The organism is Streptomyces sp. NPDC048644 (assembly GCF_043199105.1).
Taxonomy (GTDB): Bacteria; Actinomycetota; Actinomycetes; order Streptomycetales; family Streptomycetaceae; genus Streptomyces.
In genome coordinates this window covers 392,914-413,803 of sequence record NZ_JBICVO010000001.1, presented here as the reverse complement: position 1 = coordinate 413,803, position 20,890 = coordinate 392,914, and the positions used below count along the sequence as shown (strand labels likewise).

Below are 20,890 nucleotides of genomic sequence, written 5' to 3'. Positions count from 1 at the left end.
TCCCGTGCGAAGATCCCGGGCGCGGTGGTGATCTCCGCACGGGAGCCGGGTGAGCGGCCCGCCGCGGCGCCGTGGGGCGCGCGCCGCGGACACGCTCGGATCGGGCGGGCGGCTCCCGGTGTCGGCCGGGGCCGCCCACAGCTCACAGGCCGTAGCGCTGCCTGGCCTCCTTGACGGTCTCCGGCTTGACCTCGCCGCGGCGGGCCAGCGCGGCCAGCGCCTGGACGACCACCGACTGCGGGTCGACACCGAAGTGCCGGCGGGCCGCGTCACGGGTGTCGGACAGGCCGAAACCGTCGGTCCCGATGGAGACCCAGTCCTGCTCGACCCACGGCGCGATCTGGTCGGGGACCGCCCGCATCCAGTCGCTGACCGCCACGACCGGTCCTGGCGCACCGGCCAGCGCGCGGGTCACGTACGGCACCCGGTCCTCGCCGTCCAGCCGGGCCTCATCGCAGGCCAGCGCGTCGCGGCGGAGCTCCGTCCAGGACGGCGCCGACCAGACGTCGGCGGCGACGCCCCAGTCGGCGGCCAGCAGCTGCTGCGCCTCCAGGGCCCAGTGGATCGCGGTGCCGGACGCCAGCAGCTGCATCTTCGGGCTGTCGGCGGACGCGTCCGCGGCCTCCTGGTAGCGGTAGAGGCCGCGCAGGATGCTCTCCTCGTCCACCCCCGCGGGCATGGCCGGCTGCACCTTGGTCTCGTTGTAGACCGTCAGGTAGTAGAAGACGTCCTCGGAGTTCTCGCCGTACATCCGGCGCAGCCCCTCCTTGACGATCACCGCCACCTCGTACGCGAACGCCGGGTCGTAGGAGAGCGCCGCCGGGTTCGTCGAGGCGATCAGGTGCGAGTGGCCGTCCGCGTGCTGGAGGCCCTCGCCCGTCATCGTCGTACGGCCCGCGGTGGCGCCGATGACGAAACCGCGGCCCAACTGGTCGGCGAGCGCCCAGAATTGGTCGGCGGTGCGCTGCCAGCCGAACATCGAGTAGAAGATGTAGAACGGGATCATCGGCTCGCCGTGCGTCGCGTACGACGTCGCGGCGGCGGTGAAGTCGGCCAGCGAACCGGCCTCGGTGATCCCCTCGTTGAGGATCTGGCCGTCCGTGGCTTCCTTGTACCAGAGGAGCTGGTCGCGGTCGACGGGGTCGTACGTCGCGCCCTTGGGGGAGTAGAGCCCCGCCGTCGGGAAGAGCGACTCCATACCGAAGGTACGGGCCTCGTCGGGGACGATCGGCACCCAGCGCCTGCCGGTCTCCTTGTCCCGCATCAGGTCCTTGACCAGCCGGACGAACGCCATGGTGGTGGCGATCTCCTGGCTGCCCGAGCCCTTCTTCAGCGCGTCGAAGGTCTTGTCGGCGGGCATCGGCAGCGGCTTGGCCGCCACCTTGCGGGCCGGCGCGGGACCGTCCAGGGCCGCCCGGCGCTCGCGCAGGTAGACCATCTCGGGGGAGTCGTCGGCGGGACGCCAGTACGGGACGAGGTCGCCTTCCAGGGCGCTGTCCGGGATCGGCAGCTCCAGGAGGTCGCGCATGGTGCGGAACTCCTGCATGGTCAGCTTCTTCATCTGGTGGTTGGCGTTACGCGACTCGAAGCCCGTGCCGAGGGTGTGGCCCTTGACGGTCTGCGCCAGGATGACGGTCGGCGCACCCTTGTGCTCGACGGCGGCACGGTAGGCGGCGTACACCTTGCGCGGCTCGTGGCCGGCGCGTGAGGTCTGGAACAGCTCCAGCAGCTTCGCGTCGGAGAGCGAGTCGCCCAGCGCGCGCAGCGAGGGCTCGGCACCGAAGAAGTGCTCGCGGAGGTAGGCGGCGTCGCGGGTCGCGTAGGTCTGGAACTGCGCGTCGGGCGTCTGACGCAGCCGGCGCAGCAGCGCGCCGTCCGTGTCGCGGGCGAAGATCTCGTCCCACGCCTGGCCCCACAGGGCCTTGACGACGTTCCAGCCCGCGGCGCGGAACTGGGACTCCAGCTCCTGCACGATCTTGTAGTTCGGGCGGACCGGGCCGTCCAGGCGCTGGAGGTTGCAGTTGATGACGAAGGTGAGGTTGTCCAGGCCCTCGCGGCCGGCCAGTGCCAGTGCGGCGGTCGACTCGGGCTCGTCCATCTCGCCGTCACCCAGGAACGCCCATACGTGGGAGTTCGCGGTGTCCTTGATGCCGCGGTGCTTCAGGTAGTGGTTGAAGCGCGCCTGGTAGATGGCGGAGAGCGGGCCCAGGCCCATGGAGACGGTGGGGAACTCCCACAGCCAGGGCAGACGGCGCGGGTGCGGGTACGAGGGCAGGCCCTCGCCGCCGGCCTCCTGGCGGAAGTGGTCCAGCTGCTCCTCGGTCAGACGGCCTTCGAGGAAGGCGCGGGCGTAGATGCCGGGGGAGGCGTGGCCCTGGATGTAGAGCTGGTCGCCGCTGCCGTCGCCCTCCTTGCCGCGGAAGAAGTGCTGGAACCCGGTCTCGTAGAGCCAGGCGGCCGACGCGAAGGTGGCGATGTGGCCGCCGAGTCCGAGCTTGGAGCCGCGGGTGACCATGGCGGCGGCGTTCCAGCGGTTCCAGGCGGTGATCCTGGCCTCCATCGCCTCGTCGCCCGGGAATTCGGGCTCGGCGGAGGTCGGGATGGTGTTGGTGTAGTCCGTCTCCAGCGGTGCGAGGTCCGGAGCCGCGGTGTGCTCCAGGGCCCTTCGCATCAGGTACGCGGCACGCTGCGGGCCCGCTGCCTGGGTGACGGCATCGAGCGACTCGCGCCACTCGGCCGTCTCCTCCGGGTCGCGGTCCGGGAGCTGGTCGAGCTGGCTGTACGGCAGGCGCACGGGATCGGGCATGGGTGGCCCCTTTCCGGACAGAGAGGGAATGCGGGTTCGGCAGGCATTCGGCAGGCAGGGGTGTCGCGCCCCACCGAGCGACGATACGCCTCTGATCGATGATCGATCAACGCACTCCGGAGGTATCGCCCAAAGTCGGCACAGCGTGCCCGCGTGACGGGCACCGCGTGCCACGTAAAGGGGGTGTCGGACCCGCCGCGGAACGCCCTCGGGGCTCCCGCTCAGACCCGCGGGGCGCAGCTCAGTACGTGGGCCTTGAGCAGTGTGCCGATCTTCGGGTCGCGGCGCCGGAACGCGTCCACGAGCTCCTGGTGGTCCTGCGCGTGCGACCGCGGCTCGGGGCTGAACCAGCGGATCGACAGCGTCGTCCACACCTCGATGCCCAGCGACTCCCAGGTGTGCAGCAACACGGCGTTCCCGGCCGCCCGCACGATCTCCCGGTGGAAGGCCACGGTGTGTCTGACCTGCTCCTCCCCGTCGGCCGTCAGGTCCGCCTCGCGCAGGGCCGCCACCTCGCGCTCCAGACGCGTGGTGTCCGCCGCCAGCCGCCCGGCCGCCAGCTCCGCCGCCACCTGCTCCAGGCCGGCCCGCACCGGGTAGCTCTCCTTCAGGTCGTCGGCGGTCAGATTCCGCACCCGTACGCCCTTGTTGGGCGCCGACTCGATCAGCTGGAGCGACTCCAGCTCGCGCAGCGCCTCGCGCACCGGGGTCTGGCTGACCTCCAGCTCCACCGCGATCCGCCGCTCCACGATCCGTTCGCCGGGCTGCCACCGGCCGCTGACGATCCCCTCGAGGATGTGCTCGCGGATCTGCTCGCGCAGCGAATGGACGACGGGCGGGGTCATGACGTGCTCCTCGCGGGTGGGGTGGTGACGGAGACGATACGGGGCGTGGCCACCGCCCGACCGGGTCCGCGGGCCCGATTCACACGTGGTTCTGCTCACTGCCGGTGCGTCCGGCGCCCCGGACTGCCGCCTATTTCCGGGCATTTGACCCGTAAAGGCCGCCGCGGGTGCCGCCCTGCGCGGTCCCGGTACGCGCGTGGCCCCGCCCGGACGGATCCGGGCGGGGCCACGCGTGCGGTGCGCTGTCAGCGCGTCGTTCAGAGACCGATCTCGGTCTCGAACTCGGCGGCTTCCAGGATCTGCTTGACCGTGGTCAGGTAACGGGCGGCGTCCGCGCCGTCCACCAGACGGTGGTCGTAGGAGAGCGCCAGGTAGGTCATGTCCCGGATGGCGATGGTCTCGCCGAGGTCGGGGTGGTTGATGACCACGGGGCGCTTGACGGTGGCACCGATGCCCAGGATGCCGACCTGGTTCGGCGGCACGATGACCGTGTCGAACAGGGCGCCGCGCGAACCGGTGTTGGAGATGGTGAAGGTCGCGCCGGCCAGGTCGTCCGGGGTGATCTTGTTGGAGCGGACCTTGCCCGCCAGATCCGCGGTCTTCTTGGCGATACCGGCGATGTTGAGGTCGCCCGCGTCCTTGATGACCGGGGTCATCAGGCCCTTCTCCGCGTCCACCGCGATACCGATGTTCTCGGTGTCGAAGTAGGTGATCGTGCCCTCGTCCTCGTTGATCCGGGCGTTGACGACCGGGTGGGCCTTCAGCGCCTGGACGGCGGCCTTGACGAAGAACGGCATCGGCGAGAGCTTGACACCCTCGCGGGCGGCGAAGGCGTCCTTGGCCTTGTTGCGCATCCGCATGATCGCGGTGATGTCCACCTCGACGACCGAGGTGAGCTGCGCCTGGCTGTGCAGGGCCTTCATCATGTTGTCGCCGATGACCTTGCGCATCCGCGGCATCTTGACGGTCTGACCGCGCAGCGGGGAGACCTCAAGGGCGGGGGCCTTCGAGACGGCGGCGGCCGGTGCGGCCGGTGCCGGTGCGGCGGCCTTGGCGGCGGCTGCGGCCTCGATGACGTCCTGCTTGCGGACGCGGCCACCGACGCCGGTGCCCTTGACCGTGGCGAGGTTGACGCCGTTCTCCGCGGCGAGCTTGCGCACCAGCGGGGTGACGTACGCGCCGTCGCCCTCACCCGCGGCCGGGGCCGGGGTGACCGGGGCCGGGGCGGCCGGGGCCGGCGCGGGGGCCGGAGCCGGTGCCGGGGCGGCCGGAGCAGCCGGGGCGGCGGGCGCGGGCGCCGGAGCGGCCGGTGCCGGAGCCGGGGCGGGCTCGGGCTGGGCGGCCGGTGCCGGGGCGGCCGGGGCGGCGGCGGGGGCCGCGGCCTGGTCCGCCGAACCGATGACGGCGAGCTTGGCGCCGACCTCGGCGGTCTCGTCCTCGCCGACCACGATCTCCAGCAGGGTGCCGGAGACCGGCGCCGGGATCTCGGTGTCGACCTTGTCGGTGGAGACCTCGAGGAGGGGCTCGTCGGCCGAGACCTCCTCGCCGACCTCCTTCAGCCAGCGGGTGACGGTGCCCTCGGTGACGCTCTCGCCGAGCGCGGGGAGCACGACGTCGGTGCCCTGGGCGCTGCCTGCGGGGGCGGCGGCAGGGGCCGGTGCCTCGGCGGCGGGGGCCGGGGCGGGCTCGGGCTGGGCGGCCGGGGCCTCGGCGGCGGCCGGAGCCGGTGCCTCGGCGGGCGCGCCGCTGCCGTCGTCGATGAGGGCCAGCTCGGCGCCGACCTCCACGGTCTCGTCCTCGGCCACCTTGATGGAGGAGAGGATGCCGGCGGCCGGCGCGGGGATCTCGGTGTCGACCTTGTCGGTCGACACCTCGAGCAGCGGCTCGTCGGCCTCGACGCGTTCACCCTCGGCCTTGAGCCAGCGGGTGACGGTGCCCTCGGTGACGCTCTCGCCGAGCGCCGGAAGGGTTACGGAAACCGCCATGGTTTCTGTTGCTCCTAACGGATGGGGTTTCCCCTGCCCGAACGGTGTCGAGACGGCGGGGAAGTGCGGATGTGGTCGCGCCCGGGACTGGGGTCAGTCGTGGGAGTGGAGGGGCTTGCCGGCCAGGGCCAGGTGGGCCTCCCCGAGAGCCTCGTTCTGCGTCGGGTGGGCGTGCACGAGCTGCGCCACCTCGGCCGGCAGAGCCTCCCAGTTGTAGACCAGCTGGGCCTCACCGACCTGCTCGCCCATACGGTCACCGACCATGTGGACGCCGACCACGGCACCGTCCTTGACCTGGACGAGCTTGATCTCGCCCGTGGTCTTGAGGATCTTGCTCTTGCCGTTGCCCGCGAGGTTGTACTTGAGTGCGACGACCTTGTCGGCGCCGTACAGCTCCTTGGCCTTCGCCTCGGAGATGCCCACCGAGGCGACCTCGGGGTGGCAGTACGTCACGCGCGGCACGCCGTCGTAGTCGATCGGCACGGTCTTGTGACCGGCCAGCCGCTCCGCCACCAGCATGCCCTCGGCGAAGCCGACGTGCGCGAGCTGGAGGGTGGGAACGAGGTCACCGACGGCCGAGATGGTCGGCACGTTGGTCTGCATGTACTCGTCGACCAGGACGTAGCCGCGGTCCATCGCGACGCCCTGCTCCTCGTAGCCGAGGCCCGCGGAGACCGGCCCGCGGCCGATCGCGACCAGCAGCACCTCGGCCTCGAAGGTCTTGCCGTCGGCGAGGGTGACCTTCACGCCGTCGGTGGTGTACTCGGCCTTGTCGAAGAAGGTGCCGAGGTTGAACTTGATGCCGCGCTTGCGGAAGGCCCGCTCCAGCAGCTTGGAGCTGTTCTCGTCCTCGACCGGGACGAGGTGCTTGAGGCCCTCGATGATGGTCACGTCGGTGCCGAAGGACTTCCACGCCGAGGCGAACTCGACGCCGATGACGCCGCCGCCCAGGACGATCGCGGACTTCGGCACGCGGTCCAGCGTCAGCGCGTGGTCCGATGAGATGATCCGGTCGCCGTCGATCTCCAGGCCCGGCAGCGACTTCGGCACGGAGCCGGTCGCCAGCAGGACGTGGCGGCCCTGCACACGCTGGCCGTTGACGTCGACGGAGGTCGGGGAGGAGAGCTTGCCCTCACCCTCGATGTAGGTCACCTTGCGCGAGGCGATCAGACCCTGGAGGCCCTTGTACAGGCCCGAGATGACCTCGTCCTTGTACTTGTGGACCGCCGCGATGTCGATGCCTTCGAAGGTGGCCTTGACACCGAACTGCTCGCTCTCGCGCGCCTGGTCGGCGATCTCGCCGGCGTGCAGCAGCGCCTTCGTGGGGATGCAGCCGTTGTGCAGGCAGGTACCGCCGACCTTGCCCTTCTCGATCAGGGCGACGTCCAGGCCCAGCTGCGCCCCGCGCAGGGCAGCGGCGTAACCGCCGCTACCGCCTCCGAGGATCACTAGGTCGAAAACGGTGCTGGCGTCGTTCGCCACGTCACGTCCTCCATGCATGGGTACGCCGGAGCCGGTCTCCGATGACCGGGCGGCGGCTGTGGTTCGGCCGCTTTTAACTTCGGCCCTGGGTAAGGGGGGCCCTGTCCTGCCAAGAACCCATCTTCGCACTTGTTCCACGAAGCTGGGACGGCGGGCCGGGCCAGGAGGCGCCCGACGGGCCGCCTTCCGGGGTTACTCGTGCGTAATGGCGTGCGGATTTCGTTGAGGGCGAACGCGGCCCCCGCGCACACCGGTGGCACACCGACGGCCCCGGGCGGTGCGCCCGGGGCCGTACGGACAAATCAGGCGAGCGGGACGGGTGCCCGTCAGCCGAGGTCGCCCGACGCGGTGCGCTCGGCCAGCCGCACCAGGGTGCGCACGGCGGAGCCGGTGCCGCCCTTGTGGGTGTAGCCGAACGGGGCGCCCTCGTGGAAGGCAGGGCCCGCGATGTCCAGGTGGGCCCAGGTGATGCCCTCGCCGACGAACTCCTTCAGGAAGAGTCCGGCGACCAGGCCGCCGCCCATCCGCTCGCCCATGTTGGCGATGTCGGCGACGGTGGAGTCCATGCCCTTGCGCAGCTCGGCGGGCATCGGCATCGGCCAGGACTGCTCGCCGACCTCTTCCGAGATCTCGTGGATCGTGGTACGGAACGCCTCGTCGTTGGCCATGATGCCGAAGGTGCGGTTGCCCAGCGCCAGCACCATCGCACCGGTCAGCGTCGCGACGTCCACGATCGCGTCAGGCGACTCCTCCGACGCGCGGGTCAGCGCGTCGGCCAGCACCAGCCGGCCCTCGGCGTCGGTGTTGAGCACCTCGACCGTCTTGCCGCTGTACATGGTCAGCACGTCACCGGGGCGGACGGCGTTGCCCGACGGCATGTTCTCGGCGAGCGCCAGCCAGCCGGTGACGTTCACCTCCAGGCCGAGCCTGGCGGCGCAGGTCACCGTGGCGAAGACCGCGGCGGCGCCGCTCATGTCGCACTTCATGGTCTCGTTGTGGCCGGCCGGCTTGAGCGAGATGCCGCCCGAGTCGTAGGTGATGCCCTTGCCGACCAGTGCGAGGGTCTTGGCCGCCTTGGGGTGCGTGTAGGCGAGGCGCACCAGGCGCGGCGGGGCGTCCGCGCCCTGGCCGACGCCGATCAGGCCGCCGTAGCCGCCCTTCTTGAGCGCCTTCTCGTCCAGCACCTCGACCTTGAGGCCGAATTCCTTGGCCGCGGCCTGCGCCTCGGCGGCGAAGGACTTCGGGTTGAGGTCGTTGGGCGCCATGTTGATCAGGTCGCGGGCGCGGTTGATCTCCGCGGCCAGCGCCTGGGCGCGCTCGGCGGCGGCCTTGAACTCCTTGTCGCGCGGCTTGCCGCCGATGAGCGCGATCTCCGCGAGCGGCGCCGACGCGCTGTCGCCGCCCTTCGTGCCCTTCGCGTCCTTCGTGCCCTTCTTCGCGCCGTTGCTGCGGTACGCGGTGAAGGCGTACGCGCCGAGCAGTGCGCCCTCGGCGACCGCGGCGGCTGCCTCGGCGTCCTCCAGCGGCAGCGCGAAGCCGGCCTTCTTGGTGCCGGTCAGCGCGCGGGCCGCGCTGCCCGCTGCGCGGCGCAGCGTTTCGTTGTCGTAGGCGTCGCCCTTGGCGGGTGCCGCGCCGAGGCCGACCGCGACCACGACCGGAGCCTTGAGGCCACCGGCTGCGGGCAGCTTGGTCACCTCGCCCTCGGCACCCGTCGCGCCGAGGGTCTCCAGGACGGCGGCGAGCTTGCCGCCGAACGCCTCGTCCACGGCTTCGGCGCCGGGGGCGGGCACGACGCTTTTGGCGCCCTTGGCCACTCCCACGACGACAGCATCCGCGCGCGCCGTTGCGGCGGAAGAAGTACTGAGGGTCAGTGCAGTCACGGTGATGAAAGTCCTGTTCCGTCCGGGGATCCGTTCGCGCTCGGGGCGCTGCTGCGGCCGAGCCTACGCTCGGCGGGCCCGCGAGGCGCCGGGTGCGGCCGGGCGGGAGCGGTGTGCCGAGGGGGTCGAGGCCGTGCCCGTGGGGCCCAACAGGGCGTCCGAGGCGGGGGAGTTGCGGTGATCCGTACGGATTTGCCACGGGGGTGGGAAGGGGAGGGTTCACCGGGTATCCACCCGGAATGAGACCCGTGCCACAAGGGGCGTCCGGGTGAGGCGGTGTCACCGTGCCTCCTGTGGCGGGCCGGTCGGCCCGGCGCACCCCGGAGCGGCCCCGTTCCCTGCCCGCTTCAGCCCAGCGCCAGGACGACCAGCGCCGTCAGCCCCGCGGTCTCCGCGAGCGCGCCGAACACGTCGCCCGTCACCCCGCCGAACCGCCGCAGGCAGTGCCGCAGCAGCAGCTCGGACGCGGCCAGCGCGAGCAGCGCCGCCACTCCCGCGTGCACCGCGCCGTACGGCGAGGACAGTGCGCCGGCCGCCGCGCAGGCGGCGACCACCAGCGCGGCGCACAGCAGCCCGGCGCGCACCGGTACGGTCCCGGCCACGACGGCGCCCAGGCCCTCGGGGCGGGCGGCCGGCACCCCCCGCCGGGATGCCAGGGTCAGCGCGCAGCGGGCGCAGACCCCGGCGACGGTGGCGGCCACGGCGCCCGGCACCCAGCCCGTCGCGTACAGCTCGGCCAGCGCGGCCACGTGGGCAAGCAGCGTGAACAGCAGCGTGAGGACGCCGAACGGGCCGATGTCGGACTGCTTCATGATGCGCAGCGCCTGCTCGGCGGGCTTCGCGCTGCCCAGCCCGTCGGCGGTGTCGGCGAGACCGTCCAGGTGCAGTCCGCGGGTGAGCGCGGCGGGCACCGCCGCGCTGCCGACCGCGGCCAGCAGCGGCCCGCCGCCCAGCGCCAGCAGCACCCCGCCGAGCGCGGCCGACAGCAGTCCGGCCACCAGCCCGGCGAGCGGCGCGCAGAGCATCCCGCCGCGCGCGGTCGCCCGGTCCCAGCGGCGCACCCGCACCGGCAGCACCGTCAGCGTCCCGAAGGCGAAGCGCAGCGCGTCACCGGGCCCCGGAGCGGCGGGGGGCGCGGCGTCGGCGGCGGGGTCGGGCGCGTCGGTCATCGCGGCAGGCTATCCCGGCGCACCCGGCGGTAAATTGCCCAAACCCATCAATCACGACATATGTGGAGCATGTGGCATGGGTCACTGGTGGTTCCGCAACATCGTCGAACCCGGGAAGCTGCCCCTGCTGCTGGCCCTCGCCGCGTTCGTGCTGACCTTCGCCTTCACCCGGGCCGTCACCCGCCTCATCCGCGCGGGGAAGGGCCCGTTCCGCAACGTCACCCCGGGCGGCGTGCACGTCCACCACGTCGTCCCCGGCGTCTGCCTGATGGTCGTCGGCGGCTTCACCACCATCGCCGGCGGGCGGCAGGGCGTCGGGTCCGGGATCGCCGCCGTGCTGTTCGGCGCGGGCACGGGGCTTGTCCTGGACGAGTTCGCGCTGATCCTGCACTTCGGCGACGTCTACTGGACCGAGGAAGGCACCAAGAGCGTCGAGATCGTCATCGTCACCGCCGCGCTGGTCGCCCTGATCCTCGGCAGCTTCCTGCCGTTCGGCGTCAACGAACTGGGGCCCGACGAGGCCCGCGACCGGCTGAACGTGGTCCGCACCGCCGGCCTCAACTTCCTCCTCGCCCTCATCGCCCTCGCCAAGGGGAAGGTCAGGATGGCGGTCATCGGCGTGCTCGTACCGTTCGTCGCGCTCTTCGGTGCCGTCCGGCTCGCCCGCCCCAACTCGCCCTGGGCCAGGCGCTGTTACCGCCGCCGTCCCCGGGCGCGGGCCCGCGCCGCGCTCCGCGCGCGGCGCCACGACCAACGCTGGTCGGGACTGCGCCGCAAGGCCGAACACCTCATCGGGGGTGCTCCGAGCCGCTGACGCACGGGGCGGGCGCCGCCGCACGCCGCCGGTGGACCAGCTCCCACCCCGCGCACACCAGCAGCATCGCCGCCACCGCCGCGATGTGCTCCTTGCCCGCCAGGTTGTTCTTGATGAACAGCACCTCGCCGACCATCGCCGCCACCACCGCCGCACACGTCACCCGCGCGCGGTAGCGCCAGCACACGAACACCGCGAGGCCCACCACAGCCGCCGAAGGACCCGTGTCGACCACCAGCGCCTCCCCGGGCGGCAGCCCGAGCGGATGGCCTGGCCCGAGGGCGATGCCGAGCCGCGCGTACAGCGTCCCGGCGAGCGTCGCCGTGTACGCCAGCGCCAGCGTCCAGCGCCGGCCCAGCGCGATCTCGGCGACGCCGAACACCACGAGCACCTGCGCGAGCGCGCCCCACACCGGCAGGTCGAGCGCCGGGACGAACAGCGACAGCGGGGTGCGCAACAGGGCCAGCCACAGCGGCGCTTCGGCGTACACCGCGCCCAGATCCTGCACCGGCTGATAGCCCCACGGCTGGTTCTGCACGAACTGGAGGACCAGCGTCAGCGCCACCGAGGCGAGCGTCAGCGGGATCGCCCGCAGCTTCCGCTCCGCCAGCGCCGCCCGCACGCACCGCAGCAGCGGCCCCCACTCGGCGCGTACGGCGCGACGCAGGGCCGGCTCGCTCATCGGGTGCTCTCCAGGTGCTCACGGCCGCACCGTTCCGGAAGGCCGGGCCGCCCGGGAAAGCCGCCGGCGCCGTCGCCGCGCCGCACGGTGCGCTGACCACCGAGCATGGACCGGGGCCCCGGGGACGGCCGGTATTTCGCCGGGGCGCGGAAGAGCGAATCGATGGGACACCACCGGGAGACGGAACGAAGCGGCACGCGCACCGGATGCGCCACCGGGCCCGCGGGCCGCGCACCGCGTACCAAGACGCCGCCGCGCGCCACCGCGTTCACCCGCAGCCGCGTGACCTCCGCCTCGCCGGCCCCGCCGTCCCCCGTACCCGTCCGGCGCAAGCCGACCGCCCCCTCCGTGTCGTGGTCAGGAGGGGCGCGGTGTCAGTCACGCACCGGCAGCTCCGCCGCCAGGTCCGCCGCCGCCCGCACCAGCGGCAGCGCCAGCAGGGCGCCGGTCCCCTCGCCCGCTGTGACGCCGTGATCCAGCAGCGGGTTGAGCGCGATCCGGTCCAGCGCCTTGGCCTGGGCCGGCTCCCCGCTGCGCTGCCCGGCCAGCCACCAGTCCGGCGCACGGAACGCCACCCGCTGCGCCACCAGGGCACACGCGGCCGAGACCACCCCGTCCAGGATCACCGGCGTACGGCGCACCGCGCTCTGGAGCAGGAAGCCGGTGATCGCGGTCAGGTCGGCGCCGCCGATGGTGGCCAGCAGCGCCAGCGGGTCGCCGAGCGCAGGCCGGGCCCGGCGCAGCGCGTCCCGGATCGCGGCGCACTTGCGCATCCAGGCCAGGTCGTCGAGACCGGCCCCGCCGCGCCCGGTGACCACCGAGGCGTCCGTGCCGCACAGCGCGGCGATCAGGGTGCTCGCCGCGGTGGTGCCGCCGACGCTGAGATCGCCCAGCACCACCATGTCCGTACCGGCGTCCGCCTCCTCGTCGGCCACCGCCATGCCGGCCCGGAAGGCGGCCTCGGCCTCCTCGGCCGTCAGCGCGTCCTCGGTGTCGATCCGGCCCGAGCCGCGGCGCACCCGGTGCCGGGTGACGTCCCCCGGCAGCTCGTCGGCGTCGCAGTCCACCGCCATGTCGATCACCCGCACCTGGACCCCGGCGCCACGGGCCAGCACGGCGGTCGCGCTCGCGCCGTCCAGCGTGGCCCGCACCAGGTCCGCGGTGCCGCCCGCGGGACGGCTGGAGACCCCGAGACCGGCCACGCCGTGATCGCCGGCGAACAACAGCACCCGCGGCTGCCCGAGGGGCCGAACCGGCACCCGCTGCTGGGTGGCGGCCAGCCAGTCACCCAGCTCGTCGAGGCGGCCGAACGCCCCGGGCGGCACGGCCAGGCGCGCCCGCCGCTCCTCGGCGTCGCGGCGCGCACCGCCGTCGGGGCGCTCGATCAGGTGGGCGAAGTCATCGAGGTTCAGGGCGCTCATTGGGCGCAGATTACCGGCAACCGTCCGACGGCGAGCCGGCCGGCAAGGACGCAGCCGCACCGGAGCGGATCACGGGCCGCCGCGCGCACACCGGGCGGACCGTACGGACGCCACCGGGCACGCCCTACGCCCTGCCGAACCGCACCTCGCACACCAGGGGTGTCCACGAGCGCAGCACCGGGAACCGCTGCCCGTACGCCCCGGCAGCGCCCGGCAGCGCGCCCCGCCCGCCCGGCAGCGGCAGCTCGCGCACCGCGGTGATCGCCGGGTGCAGCGCGGCGACCGCGGCCAGCTGACCGCGGTCCAGGCCCCAGCGCACCGGCGCGGGCCACCGGCCGCCGGACAGCGTGGTGCAGCGGCTGCTGAGGGTGGCCGCCGGGTGCGGCAGCGCGTCGAAGACCAGCGCGCCGCCCGGCAGTTGTTCGGCGCACGCCGCCAGCAGCTCCCGCACCTCGTGCGGGGCCAGCCGCACCGGCAGCCCAGGAGCGGTCACGATCACCCCGCGCTCCGGTGCGCACACCGCGTCCAGCCAGCCGTTGCCGTGCTCGGGACGCACCACGGTGCGCCGCCTGGCACCGTCGGGCAGCAGCATCCTGCGCACCGCGGCGGTCCGCGGCGACAGCACCGAAAGCCACTGCAACCGCCCGTTGTCCAGGCGCCAGTAGCCGGTGCCGAGTCCCTCGCCCAGCGCCACCACGGTCGCTTCGGGGTGCCGCGCCACATAGGCCCGTACGGCCGCGTCGAAGCAGCGGGCGCGCGGGCCCGACCGCCTGACCCCCGGCGGATCGACGGAGTCGGCGCGCCCCGCCCGGCCGAACGGGTCCTCGGGGTCGGGGGCCCACCGGCCCGCGTCCGGGCGGGCCCGCAGCACGGCGCGGGACGGGGCACCGGGCGCGGCGGCGCGCCCGTCGGGCGATGCGGTTCCGGTCAGCTCGGATTCGGTCACGGCTCAAGAGCACCCGCAGCCGGGCCCCCGGGCAAGCGGACACGGGCCCCCGCGGCCCTCCGTCATCCGCGCAGCGCAAGCGGCTGGCCCGCGACGACCAGCAGCAGCTGCTCGCACTCGGCCCCGAACGCCGCGTTGAGCCGCCCCAGTTCGTCCCGGAACCTGCGGCCCGCCGCGGTCGCAGGCACCACACCGGAACCGACTTCGTTGCTGACCGCCACCACCGGCCTGTGGGTCGCCCGGACGGCCGCCACCAGCGCGTCCGTGCGCTCCCGCAGCGCCCGCCTGCCGGTCGCCTCCCACGTCGCGTCGTCCCAGGCCCCCACCTCGTCCATGACGTGCGTCAGCCACAGCGCCAGGCAGTCGATGAGCAGCGGCGACGAGTCGAAGACCCGCATCGCCCCGTCGTCGCCGCCCGACCCGGCGCGCCGTCCGGTGCCCGGCTCCCGGACGGGGCCGTGGACGGGCCCGCCGGACGCGTCGCGCAGGCCGCCGTCGGTCAGCAGCGGCACCAGGTCGCAGGTCTCCGCGGTCCGCCAGCTGCCGGGGCGCCGCTCGCGGTGCAGCGACACCCGCTCCGCCCATTCCGCGTCCCCGTCACGGGTGCCGCCGGTCGCCACGTACAGCACGTCGGGAAAGGCCGCCAGGCGCCGCTCGGCCTCCGCCGACTTGCCGCTGCGCGCCCCGCCGAGCACCAGGGTGCGGCGCGGCAGATCGGGCACCGCGTGGTACTCGCCGACCAGCAGCGTCCCGCCGTCGGGCACCGCACGCGCGCCCGCAGCCGCCAGCCTGCGGTGCAGTTCGGGCCCCGGCGGCACGTCGTGGTCGAGATGCACGGCGACCACGTCCGTCGCCGCGTCCACCGCCCCGCTCGCCCGCAGCCTGGCCAGCGCGTCAGGGCGCCCCAGCACGTCCAGGAGCACCAGGTCGTAAGGACCGGAGCCGCCCATCGCCTCGTAACCGCCGCCCGCCGCCGTGCCGTTGCCGAGGCCCGCGGGCGCCGCGCCGGGCGGCAGGTACAGCAGCCGTTCACCGCCGCCGCCGGTGATCTCGTACCCGGTGCCGGGGACGTCCACGGCGACGGCCCGCACCCGGTGGCCGTCCAGCAGCGCCAGCTCCCGCCCGTCGGCGACCCGGCCTGGCTGCGGCAGCCCGGCCGGCACCTCCAGGACGGGACCGTCGTGCGGGTGCGAGAGCAGCACCTGCCTGACACCGGTGAGCGACCGGCCCGCGCGGGCGGCGGCGAAGGCCGGGCCCGGGGTCAGGTCGATGAGCAGCGCGCCGTCGATGAGCAGCGCCGTCGCCGCCCGCGCCGCATCGCCCACGGCGGTGGCGCAGGCCGCACACGGGCAGCCGGGGCGCGGCAGCCCCTGGGGGGCTCCGGTGCCGAGCAAAGTCAGTTCCACCCGCCGATTTTCCCCCGGCCCGCGCGGGGCAGCGCGCCGGGGGACCTCTCGACACGGCCGTTAGGCTGCTGATCAGCACGACAGCACGGCACGGCGGGGCGCGCAGCGTACGGCCCGCCGTGGCCCAGGCACGTACTCGGTGGGATCCAGGAGGCGGACATGGCGTGGACGTGGCGGTTCGAGAAGGCGGACGGTACGCAGACGGCGCCCGCGGTGCAGCCGGAGGAATTCACGACGCAGGGGGACGCCGAATCCTGGGTCGGTGAGGAATGGAAGGCGCTGCTCGACGGCGGCGTGGACCAGGTCAGGCTCTTCGAGGACGGCACGGAGGTCTACGCGGGCCCCATGAGCCTGCACGCCGACTAGCCCAGGTCCGCAGAGACGACGGTGCCCGCAGGCCGGAAGGTCTGCGGGCACCGTGCGTGGTGTGGCGTGCGGGGTGTGGCGTGCGGGGTGGGGCGTCAGCCGCCCCGCACCCCGCACAGGTGCAGCTGCCCGGCGACCGCGCGGTACGGATCGGTGCGCCCGGCACGGTCCTCGGCGGCCAGCAGCAGCTCCCGCCTGCGGGCGGCGTCCGGGCCGCCCTGCGCCGGAACCTGGGCCCCGTCCGGAGCGCCGCCGAACACCCGCACGCCGTACCAGCTCTGCAACGGCGCCCCGATTCCGGCGAGCGTCGTGGTCAGCGCGTCCAGCCGGCCGGCCCGCGCGGGGGAGTCGAGGGCCGCGAGCGCGGCGTTCCAGTCGCCCGCGAGACCGGGGTGCATCGCGGCTGCGTCGGCGTTCCGTACGACCAGGGACAGCAGCCCGCCGGGGGCCAGCACCCTGGCCAGTCCCGCCAGCAGCGCGTCCGGGTCCTTGGCGTCGCTCAGCACGCCGTGGCAGAGCACGACGTCGAACGAGCCTGGCAGGAAGTGCACGCCGGTCTCGCGGCCGTCGGCCTCGACAAGACGCACGCGTTCGCGTATGCCGTCCGGCTCACCGGCAAGCACCGCACGGACCCGCGCCAGCGCCGCGGGGTCCGACTCCAGACCCGTGACGTGATGGCCCGCGCGGGCCAGCCGCAGCGCCTGGACGCCGTCGCCGACACCGGCGTCCAGCACCCGCAGCCGCTGCCCCACGGGGAACCGCGCGGCGATCTGCTCATCGACCTGCCGCGCGACCAGCTCCTGGCCCACGCTCCCCGGCACACCCGCGGGCGCGCCGGGCCGTTCGCCGGCCTGTCCGACAGGCCGGGCCTCGGTCGCGGTCAGGGCCGCTCTCCGCGCTTGACCTGCGGCTTGGGCAGCCGCAGCCGGCGCATCTGGAGGGTGCGCATCACCGCGTACGCCTTGACGCCCTTGAGGTTCTCCTGGGGGAAGCGCTCCTGCAGCCGCTTGCCGAGCCGGATCCAGATGGTGATCGAGTCCAGCACGATCAGCACGATGATCACGAGCCAGAGCAGCAGGGCGATGTTCTGGATCTGCGGCACCCGCACCATGGTGAGCGCCAGGATGATCACGGCCATCGGCAGGAAGAACTCGGCGACGCACCAGCGCGAGTCGACGAAGTCACGGGCGAACCTGCGCACCGGGCCCTTGTCGCGGACGGGCAGATAGCGCTCGTCCCCACTGGCCATGGCCTCGCGCTGCTTGGCCATGTCGGCACGACGGGCATCTCGCTGGGCCTTCGACGCCTCCTTGCGGTTGGTCGGCGTTTGGGCGCGCGAGCGGCGCTGCGACTGGGCGTCGCTGCGCTTCGGCGTCGGGCGGCCTTTGGGGGCCTGCGGGTCGCGGGGCTGCTGGGGCTGGTCCGCGGTCACCTTGGCGGTCGCGGCCTGCTCATCCTTCGAACGGCTTCGGAACACAACACCCAAGGGTACGGGGTCGGCGGGCGAAGCCGACGGTCCGAGGGGCACGATCCGGCAACGGAGTCGGCCCGTTCCGGGTGCCGTACCGGGACAGAGCGGACCGGATGACGTCCGCCGGGGCACCTTCTACTCCCTGCGCCGGAGAGCCGATCGTCCTGGAGGAGGAGCGCATCCGGGTCCGAACAGTGCGGTAATGGAACCAGGGCCCGTAGTGTGGGGTCTGTAGGTGTGCTGGAGTCCAAGCCCGATGTAACTCGGTCAGAAGGGGGCGCGCGAGGCCCATGAGCGGTGTCATGAAGCGGATGGGGATGATCTTCCGCGCGAAGGCCAACAAGGCCCTGGACCGGGCCGAGGATCCGCGCGAGACCCTCGATTACTCGTACCAGAAGCAGCTGGAGCTGCTTCAGAAGGTACGCCGGGGCGTCGCCGACGTGGCGACCTCCCGCAAACGCCTGGAGCTGCAGCTCAACCAGCTCCAGGGGCAGTCGTCCAAGCTGGAGGACCAGGGGCGCAAGGCCCTCGCACTGGGCCGGGAGGACCTCGCCCGCGAGGCGCTGTCCCGCCGCAGCGCGCTCCAGCAGCAGGTCACGGACCTGGAGTCGCAGCACCAGACCCTCCAGGGCGAGGAGGAGAAGCTCACCCTCGCCGCGCAGCGGCTGCAGGCCAAGGTCGACGCCTTCCGTACGAAGAAGGAGACCATCAAGGCCACGTACACCGCGGCCCAGGCGCAGACCCGGATCGGCGAGGCGTTCTCCGGCATCTCCGAGGAGATGGGCGACGTCGGCATGGCCATCGAGCGGGCCGAGGACAAGACCGCGCAGATGCAGGCGCGGGCCGGCGCGATCGACGAACTGCTGGCGTCGGGCGCCCTGGACGACCCGACCGGCATGGCCAAGGACGACATCACCGCCGAACTTGACCGGCTCTCCGGCGGCAGCGACGTCGAGCTGGAACTCCAGCGGATGAAGGCCGAGCTGGCCGGCGGCCCGTCCGCGGGCAAGCAGGCCATCGAGGGCGGCCAGGGTGCCCAGGGGCAGCCCGCGCCGCAGCAGGACCAGCCGCGTTTCGACAAGCAGTGACCCGCACCTGCGGTTAGCCTCACAGCACCGCAGGACCGGACCGAGGGAGACCGTCGTGATCGTACGGATCATGGGGGAGGGCCAGGTGAAGCTGGACGACGCCCACTTCACCGAGCTGAACAAGCTGGACGACGAGCTGCTCGACGAGATGGAGAGCGGCGACGAGGCCGGCTTCCGCACCACCTTGGCCGCACTGCTCGACGCGGTGCGCCGGCTGGGCACACCGCTGCCCGACGACTCCCTGGAGCCGTCCGAGCTGATCCTGCCGGCTTCCGATGCCACGCTCGACGAGGTCAGGGAAATGCTCAGCGACGACGGCCTCATCCCCGGCTGAACGGCCCGGCCCGCGTCCGCACCGCGCCACGCAGGCAGGACCCCGCCGCCACTCCAGCGCACGGCGGACGGCGCCCCGGCTCCCTCACGGGACCGGGGCGCTACCGTTTGCTCTCGTGACCTCCCTCGACCCCGGCCGGGACGCGCGCCGCGCCGCCCGCCCGCGCCGGCACCGGACGCACCCGCTGGCGTTCGACGCCGCCGTGGCCGCCTGCGTCTTCGCGGCCATCCTGGTCGGCGCGGTGGCCGAGCTGCACCGCCCGAACGGCCCGCGCTTCGACCGCGAGCTGTCCCCCACCACCGTCCTCCTCGCCGCGCTCGCCTGCCTCCCGCTGGTCGCCCGCCGCCGGTGGCCCCGCACGGTGCTCGCCGCGGTCGGCGTGGTAACCATCGTCCAGCTCGTCGGCCAGACATCCGCGCCGCGCGCGCCGGTCGTCGCAGCCGCCGTCGTCGCCCTGTTCACCCTTGCCGCGCACACCGACCGCTCCACCACCTGGCGGCTCGGCGCCCTGACCGCCGTCGTGCTGACCGCGGCGGCGATGCTCTACGGGCCGCGCCCCTGGTACGCGCAGGAGAACCTCGCGATCTTCGCCTGGACGGGCATGGCGGCAGCCGCGGGGGACGCGGTGCGCAGCCGCCGCGCCTACATCGACGCCATCCGTGAGCGCGCCGAACGCGCCGAGCGGACCCGCGAGGAGGAGGCAGGGCGCCGGGTCGCCGAGGAGCGGATGCGGATCGCCCGCGAACTGCACGATGTCGTCGCGCACCACATCGCGCTGGTCAACGTCCAGGCAGGCGTCGCGTCCCACGTCATGGACAGCCGCCCCGACCAGGCCAAACAGGCGCTGGCTCACGTCCGCGAGGCATCCAGGTCGGCGCTCGACGAACTGCGCGCCACCGTCGGCCTGCTGCGCCAGTCCGACGACCCCACGGCCCCGACCGAACCCGCGCCTGGGCTCGGCGTCCTGGACCAGCTCATCGACGGATTCACCCGCGCAGGACTCCCCGTCGAACTGGAGGCGCCGCAGACCTCCCAGGGGCTGCCCGCGTCCGTCGATCTCACCGCCTACCGCATCGTCCAGGAGGCGCTGACCAACGTCCGCAAGCACGCGGGCGACGGCGCGCGGGCGAGAGTCCGCATCATCCGCACCGAGTCCACGCTGACGGTGACCGTGCTCGACGACGGCGCGGGGCGCCCCGCCGTGCCCCACCGGCGCCAGGAGCCCGGTACCAGGGAAGGCGACGGCGCGCCGCAGGAGAGCGGCGGCGGCCACGGTCTGATCGGGATGCGCGAGCGGGTCCACGCGCTGCGCGGCACGGTCGTGACCGGGCCGCGGGCCACCGGAGGTTTCCAGGTGCGGGCGACGCTTCCCCTGCACACCGCCCGTACGGGAGAGTCCACGACATGACGATCAAGGTGCTGCTCGCCGACGACCAGACGCTGCTGCGCAGCGCGTTCAAGGTGCTGGTCGACTCCGAACCTGACATGGAGGTGGTGGGCGAGGCGTCCGACGGCGCCCAGGCGTACGAGATGGCCCGCGCGAGCGCGCCCGACGTGGTCCTGATGGACATCCGGATGCCCGGGGTCGACGGTTTCGCCGCCACCCGCATGATCAGCGAGGACCCGCAGCTCACCGGCGTACGGGTGGTGATCCTGACGACGTTCGAGGTGGACGACTACGTCGTGCAGTCGCTGCGGGCGGGTGCCAGCGGCTTCCTCGGCAAGGGCGCCGAGCCCGACGAGCTGATCGCCGCGATCCGGATCGCGGCGGCCGGCGAGGCGCTGCTGTCACCGGCGGCGACCAAGGGGCTGATCGCCAAGTTCCTCGCGCAGGGCGGGAGTTCGGCCGACGACGGGCCGCCGGGCGCGGGCGCGGAGCGGCTGGCGAGCCTGACCGGCCGGGAGCGTGAGGTGCTGGCGCTGGTCGCGGGTGGCCTGTCCAACGACGAGATCGCCGAGCAGCTGGCGGTCAGCCCGCTGACGGTGAAGACCCATGTGAACCGCGCGATGGCCAAGCTCGGCGCCCGCGACCGGGCCCAGTTGGTGGTCATCGCGTACGAAACCGGACTCGTACGCCCACGGGTGCAGTGAGGGTGCAGACCCCGTACTCCGAACGCTGTACGACCCGGTGAGCGGAAACCGACCTGCGAGCGAGGAAAACCGGCCGGGCCATGGCCGAAGGTGTAGGTGGGCAT

The 20,890-nt window shown here is 73.4% G+C and carries 18 protein-coding genes; 6 read left to right on the top strand and 12 right to left on the bottom strand.

Annotated elements, in window-relative coordinates; all coding sequences use genetic code 11:
- Positions 1 to 142: 142 nt before the first annotated feature.
- From aceE to ACGFNI_RS01830, 6 genes are all read right to left on the bottom strand, one after another.
- The gene (gene aceE, locus ACGFNI_RS01855; RefSeq protein ID WP_393679656.1) at positions 143 to 2,806 is read right to left on the bottom strand and encodes a pyruvate dehydrogenase (acetyl-transferring), homodimeric type; all 2,664 of its coding nucleotides are present in this window, start codon (positions 2,804 to 2,806) and stop codon (positions 143 to 145) included.
- A 221-nt stretch (positions 2,807 to 3,027) separates the two neighbouring features.
- On the bottom strand, positions 3,028 to 3,651 hold the full coding sequence (locus tag ACGFNI_RS01850; RefSeq protein ID WP_393679654.1) for a GntR family transcriptional regulator: 624 nt from the start codon (positions 3,649 to 3,651) through the stop codon (positions 3,028 to 3,030).
- A 257-nt stretch (positions 3,652 to 3,908) separates the two neighbouring features.
- Complete coding sequence (gene sucB / locus ACGFNI_RS01845) at positions 3,909 to 5,636, bottom strand: 2-oxoglutarate dehydrogenase, E2 component, dihydrolipoamide succinyltransferase (RefSeq protein ID WP_393679652.1); 1,728 nt, start codon at positions 5,634 to 5,636, stop codon at positions 3,909 to 3,911.
- 93 nt (positions 5,637 to 5,729) lie between these two features.
- Positions 5,730 to 7,118, bottom strand: a complete 1,389-nt coding sequence (gene lpdA / locus ACGFNI_RS01840; RefSeq protein WP_393679650.1) for a dihydrolipoyl dehydrogenase — start codon at positions 7,116 to 7,118, stop codon at positions 5,730 to 5,732.
- 326 nt (positions 7,119 to 7,444) lie between these two features.
- Entirely contained in the window at positions 7,445 to 8,998 is a 1,554-nt protein-coding gene (locus ACGFNI_RS01835) for a leucyl aminopeptidase (RefSeq protein ID WP_393679648.1), read from the bottom strand.
- 347 nt (positions 8,999 to 9,345) lie between these two features.
- Entirely contained in the window at positions 9,346 to 10,167 is an 822-nt protein-coding gene (locus ACGFNI_RS01830; RefSeq protein ID WP_393679647.1) for an adenosylcobinamide-GDP ribazoletransferase, read from the bottom strand.
- Between the two features lie 76 nt (positions 10,168 to 10,243).
- On the opposite strand from ACGFNI_RS01830, the gene ACGFNI_RS01825 reads away from it, so the two are divergent.
- Positions 10,244 to 10,981, top strand: a complete 738-nt coding sequence (locus ACGFNI_RS01825) for a hypothetical protein (protein ID WP_393679646.1) — start codon at positions 10,244 to 10,246, stop codon at positions 10,979 to 10,981.
- Here the strand turns inward: ACGFNI_RS01825 and ACGFNI_RS01820 are convergent.
- From ACGFNI_RS01820 to ACGFNI_RS01805, 4 genes are all read right to left on the bottom strand, one after another.
- Positions 10,956 to 11,663: a hypothetical protein gene (locus ACGFNI_RS01820; protein WP_393679645.1), complete on the bottom strand. Its 708-nt coding sequence runs from the start codon at positions 11,661 to 11,663 to the stop codon at positions 10,956 to 10,958. The genes ACGFNI_RS01825 and ACGFNI_RS01820 overlap by 26 nt on opposite strands.
- Before the next feature lie 374 nt (positions 11,664 to 12,037).
- Positions 12,038 to 13,084, bottom strand: a complete 1,047-nt coding sequence (gene cobT, locus ACGFNI_RS01815; protein WP_393679643.1) for a nicotinate-nucleotide--dimethylbenzimidazole phosphoribosyltransferase — start codon at positions 13,082 to 13,084, stop codon at positions 12,038 to 12,040.
- A gap of 124 nt (positions 13,085 to 13,208) precedes the next feature.
- On the bottom strand, positions 13,209 to 14,030 hold the full coding sequence (locus ACGFNI_RS01810) for a class I SAM-dependent methyltransferase (RefSeq protein WP_393679641.1): 822 nt from the start codon (positions 14,028 to 14,030) through the stop codon (positions 13,209 to 13,211).
- A gap of 62 nt (positions 14,031 to 14,092) precedes the next feature.
- A complete protein-coding gene (locus ACGFNI_RS01805; RefSeq protein ID WP_393679639.1) occupies positions 14,093 to 15,436 on the bottom strand; it encodes a bifunctional adenosylcobinamide kinase/adenosylcobinamide-phosphate guanylyltransferase in 1,344 nt (447 codons plus the stop codon).
- A gap of 159 nt (positions 15,437 to 15,595) precedes the next feature.
- On the opposite strand from ACGFNI_RS01805, the gene ACGFNI_RS01800 reads away from it, so the two are divergent.
- The gene (locus ACGFNI_RS01800; protein WP_393679638.1) at positions 15,596 to 15,802 is read left to right on the top strand and encodes a hypothetical protein; all 207 of its coding nucleotides are present in this window, start codon (positions 15,596 to 15,598) and stop codon (positions 15,800 to 15,802) included.
- Positions 15,803 to 15,897: 95 nt separating this feature from the next.
- Here the strand turns inward: ACGFNI_RS01800 and ACGFNI_RS01795 are convergent, their stop codons facing one another.
- Both ACGFNI_RS01795 and ACGFNI_RS01790 read right to left on the bottom strand, forming a co-directional pair.
- Positions 15,898 to 16,611 carry a class I SAM-dependent methyltransferase gene (locus ACGFNI_RS01795; protein WP_393679636.1) on the bottom strand — a complete coding sequence of 238 codons (714 nt, stop codon included), beginning with the start codon at positions 16,609 to 16,611 and terminating at the stop codon, positions 15,898 to 15,900.
- 71 nt (positions 16,612 to 16,682) lie between these two features.
- A complete protein-coding gene (locus ACGFNI_RS01790) occupies positions 16,683 to 17,279 on the bottom strand; it encodes a DUF3043 domain-containing protein (protein ID WP_393679635.1) in 597 nt (198 codons plus the stop codon).
- 284 nt (positions 17,280 to 17,563) lie between these two features.
- Between ACGFNI_RS01790 and ACGFNI_RS01785 the strand changes: the two genes are divergently transcribed.
- The 4 genes from ACGFNI_RS01785 (at position 17,564) to ACGFNI_RS01770 (ending at position 20,786) form a co-directional block, all read left to right on the top strand.
- The gene (locus ACGFNI_RS01785; protein WP_393679634.1) at positions 17,564 to 18,361 is read left to right on the top strand and encodes a PspA/IM30 family protein; all 798 of its coding nucleotides are present in this window, start codon (positions 17,564 to 17,566) and stop codon (positions 18,359 to 18,361) included.
- A gap of 55 nt (positions 18,362 to 18,416) precedes the next feature.
- Complete coding sequence (locus ACGFNI_RS01780) at positions 18,417 to 18,695, top strand: hypothetical protein (protein ID WP_393679632.1); 279 nt, start codon at positions 18,417 to 18,419, stop codon at positions 18,693 to 18,695.
- Positions 18,696 to 18,810: 115 nt separating this feature from the next.
- Positions 18,811 to 20,103: a sensor histidine kinase gene (locus ACGFNI_RS01775; protein WP_393679631.1), complete on the top strand. Its 1,293-nt coding sequence runs from the start codon at positions 18,811 to 18,813 to the stop codon at positions 20,101 to 20,103.
- A complete protein-coding gene (locus tag ACGFNI_RS01770; protein ID WP_393679629.1) occupies positions 20,100 to 20,786 on the top strand; it encodes a response regulator in 687 nt (228 codons plus the stop codon). The genes ACGFNI_RS01775 and ACGFNI_RS01770 overlap by 4 nt, the downstream gene beginning before the upstream one ends.
- Positions 20,787 to 20,890: the final 104 nt, after the last annotated feature.